This is a genomic window from Microcystis sp. LEGE 08355, assembly GCF_015207185.1.
Lineage (GTDB): Bacteria > Cyanobacteriota > Cyanobacteriia > Cyanobacteriales > Microcystaceae > Microcystis > Microcystis panniformis.
Genome location: NZ_JADEXI010000451.1, coordinates 1 through 3,860, shown reverse-complemented (window position 1 = coordinate 3,860; position 3,860 = coordinate 1). Strand labels below are relative to the sequence as shown.

Genomic DNA, 3,860 nt, shown 5'->3' with positions numbered 1-3,860 from the left:
AGACTGTGGGACTCACCATGACCGAGATATTAACGCCAGTAAAAATATTTTGGCCGCAGGGCTTGCGGTGTCAGTCTGTAGAGCGACCATAAGACCAGAACAGAGTAAATCTGTTAAGGCAGGTGCGGAACCCCGCAAGGGAAAGAAGCAGAAACCTAAATCGTGAGGTTTGGGAATCGCCGTCCGTTTTACGGCGGCGAGGATGTCAAGACAGATCAGAGTACCACCGAGATTAAATTGACGATCAACCCGTAAATTCGTCTCTTTTTCGATTTCCTGTGCCAAAATTTCCCCTAAAATCACCTGTTCGGTAAAATTTTTGGAACCGATCACCACGGTGCCGGGGGATGAATGGAAAATTTGAGTCAAGAGAAAAGATAGCAGGGCCAAACCGATTAAACCTAAGCCCCATTGCCATTTAGAGGGCTTTTTCGGACGTGGCGAAGGGGAAAAGGTCTTTTCTAACCAACCGAGACTCCAATCGGCAACAAGGGCTAAAAAAGCGGCAGGAATTGCCCCCGCCAAAATTAACTGATTGTTGACCGTGGCAATACCGCGAAAAATAAACACTCCCAAACCACCGCCACCAATGGCAGCTGCGATCGTAGCCACACCGATAGCAATCACCGTCGCAATTCTCACTCCTGCCAAAATTGTCGCCCTGGCCAGGGGTAATTCGATATAGCGCAGGATTTGACCGTCGGTCATGCCTAGGGATAACCCGGCTAATTTTAATTCGGGATCAACTTTTTTGATGCCCAGATAGGTATTTAAAACAATTGGCAGTAAAGTATAGAGAGTTAGGGCAACAATAGCGGGAATTTTGCCGATTCCTCCCAAAAAAGGCACGGAAATTAAAAAACCAAATAGGGCCAAACTGGGGATAGTCTGTAGGGTGTTAACGATCGCTATAATTGGTGGGGCGAGAATAGCTTGACGACTAATCAAAATACCTAGAGGAATCCCAATTAAGCTACCCATAGCCATGGCTATTCCCGTCAAGAAAAGATGTTCTCCAGTGCGAAAAGCGATTTCCCCCCCATAATCTAGCCAAAAACTATCCATAAACTTCTCTTAAAGCGGCTGCTTCATCCTATTGTATAGAATGAATGGGATCTATTAGTTCCAGTCTTTATTTAAAGACTCTATCACCATCTTGACATTATTTCCCCCCTAAAGACCAATGACTAACAAATTTAATCCTCAAGCTAAAACTGTTGCCGATTGGGCCTATATCGGTATTGATAAACATTTTCATAAAGTTCTTAAACACGAAGCTGGGGTTTTACTCGATCAGGATCCGGAAGAATTACATCAAATTCGTGTGGGAATGCGCCGTCTTCGCAGTACCTTAACCGGTTTTAGACCCGCTTTAACCATGCCGAAATCTGCCGATCAAAAACGGGTGGGTAATCTGGGCAGAATTTTAGGAGAATTGCGGGATTTAGATGTGTTAAAATCGGCTTTTGTCGGCCATTATCAGCCAATTTTACCACCGAAAGAACAGGATTTACTGAAGAAAGTTTTACAAGTTCTCGAACACCGAAGGGAGAAGGCTTTTGCTAAGGTAGAAAAACTCTTAAAGTCCGATAAATTTCTCAATTTTAAGGCAGATTTTGCCAGTTGGTTGGATAATCCCACCTATCAACCGATGGGAAAATTAGATATTGCCACGGTTTTACCAGACTTATTATTACCGCAAGCGAGTCGCTTTTTACTGCACGAAGGCTGGTTAGTTGGGGTAAATTTAGAGGAAGATCAAAAAGTAGGAGAGTTTTCTAGTCAAGAAATTGATGACTTATTGGAAAAAGAAGGATTATTACTGCACGATCTCCGCAAAGAAGCCAAGCGTTCCCGCTATAATATGGAGTTATTCCCTCAGTTTTATGGCGATAAGTATCGAGAGTATCTAGAAGATATTAAAAACCTTCAAGGTATTCTCGGAGAAATGCAGGATTGTTGTGTTCTCTCGGATTTTCTTAGCCAAATTTTCCCCAATTGTCTGGCCAAGGAAATGCCAACATAACTAGAAATTTTCCAAAATATCCGTCGCCAAAAATGGCAAGAATGGCAACCACTACAAAAGAAATTTCTTGACGCTGACACCAGAAAAAGTCTGCACCAGACAATTTTACAGCCTATTTTTCGACCAAATAGTGTAGAATTAGAGACTAATCCAGAATTCTGAGATTAGGAACCGATGAATTTTTTTCAAAAGTTAAACCACGCCATTAGTCAAAACCAGACTCTACTTGTCCTCGGTTTAGATGCTAACCCCGAAATGATGCCCTCCACCCCGGGAGAATTAATCGTTAATTTGGAACGGTGGCTCAAGTTTATTATCGATGAAACTGCTCCTTTTGTCTGTGCCTACAAACCAACTTTAGGTTTTTATCAAGCTTTGGGAGCGGCAGGTTTAGAATTATTACAGCGAGTTTTAACGGCAATTCCCGCTCATATCCCAGTAATTTTGGATGCTAAACACGGTGATATTAATACTAGCAGTATTTTAGCCGAGACTATCTTTAAAACTTGGCAGGTGGACGCGGTTACTCTCAATCCCTACTCCGGACAGGATCACGTTGCTCCTTTTTTAGTTTATCCCGAGCATGGCGCTTTTATCCTTTGTCATACTTCCAATCAAGGCGCGATTAATCTGCAAGAATTCCCCAGTCGCGACAATCCTTTTTATCTGCAAGTTGTCAAAGAAGCTTGCACCTGGGGAACTCCCGAACAGGTGTTTTTAGAAGTAGGAACCACTCAACCGGAGATTTTGACCAAGATTCGCAATTTTGCCCCCGAAAGATTGATTTTATTACGCAGTATTTGGGAAGACAAAAGTAAATTCTCCGAGTTAATTACTGTGGGTTTAAATAGTCATGGCGAGGGTTTATTAATTCCTGTACCCCAAGACTTTTTATCTCAACCAGATTTGGGAACAAAAGTCAAGGATTTACGCGAGGAAGTCAACAAAATTCAACAAAATCACCAGCAAGAATCGAGCCAAGATGAGACTTGGACTGCTAACGTTTGTCTTTTAAAACAACATCCTCATCAGGATTTAATTCTACAATTATTTGATATTGGCTGCTTGATGTTTGGCGATTATGTGCAAGCATCGGGGGAAACTTTTTCCTATTATATTGATCTGAGAAAAATTATCTCTAATCCTAATATTTTTCAGCAGGTAATTGAAGCCTATGGAGAAATATTAAAAACCTTGACATTTGACCGCATTGCTGGCATACCCTACGGCTCTTTACCTACAGCTACGGGTTTATCTTTATTATTAAATCATCCGATGATTTTCCCCCGCAAAGAAGTAAAAGCTCACGGCACAAGAAGAGTAATTGAAGGTAATTTTCAGGTGGGGGAAACCGTGGTAGTAGTGGACGATATTTTAATTTCTGGCAAAAGTGCGATCGAGGGGGCAGCCAAGATTAAATCGGCGGGATTATTAGTTAATGATATCGTGGTTTTTATCGACCATGGTGGCCCTGTTAAAGATAAACTTCGTAGCCATGGTTATCAAGCTTATTCGGTTTTAACCCTAGCAGAAATTACCGATACTCTCTACGAAGCGGGAAGACTGACAGAAGCAGAATATAGCTGTTTTTTAAATCGCTCCCATTGATATTTAGGGTTTGCGGCAAAAAGTAGGGGCGAAGCATTCGGATAGAATATCTAGGGTTTCACCGATAGGTTATTGCCCGAATGCTTCGCCCCTACAGGACGCGGGCCGATGAAGAGGCCAGGTTTTGAACCACGATTCTCTCAAAATCTTGCACCTGTGGGAGCGAAACAGAACCCTAAAACCCTTACCTCGTCTATATTTCACATTTATTCAGCAAGCTCTACTT

General features: G+C 42.2%; 1 protein-coding gene and 3 pseudogenes. 3 read left to right on the top strand and 1 reads right to left on the bottom strand.

The genetic code is table 11. From position 1 onward, the window contains the following. Positions 1 to 166: pseudogene (locus tag IQ242_RS19000) on the top strand (RNA-guided endonuclease TnpB family protein); the annotation flags it as partial. A 20-nt stretch (positions 167 to 186) separates the two neighbouring features. Here IQ242_RS19000 and IQ242_RS18995 read toward each other — a convergent pair. Next, positions 187 to 1,065: pseudogene (locus IQ242_RS18995) on the bottom strand (ABC transporter permease/substrate-binding protein); the annotation flags it as partial. Between the two features lie 118 nt (positions 1,066 to 1,183). On the opposite strand from IQ242_RS18995, the pseudogene IQ242_RS18990 reads away from it, so the two are divergent. Together IQ242_RS18990 and IQ242_RS18985 are read left to right on the top strand one after the other, a co-directional pair. Then, positions 1,184 to 2,188 (top strand): annotated as a pseudogene (locus tag IQ242_RS18990) (CHAD domain-containing protein). A gap of 12 nt (positions 2,189 to 2,200) precedes the next feature. Next, entirely contained in the window at positions 2,201 to 3,634 is a 1,434-nt protein-coding gene (locus IQ242_RS18985; protein WP_193961040.1) for a bifunctional orotidine-5'-phosphate decarboxylase/orotate phosphoribosyltransferase, read from the top strand. The last annotated feature ends 226 nt before the right edge of the window (positions 3,635 to 3,860 follow it).

Excerpts from the sequence above, each read along its gene's own strand:
- IQ242_RS18985 (WP_193961040.1), top strand. The coding sequence starts at position 2,201 with ATGAATTTTTTTCAAAAGTTAAACCACGCCATTAGTCAAAACCAGACT.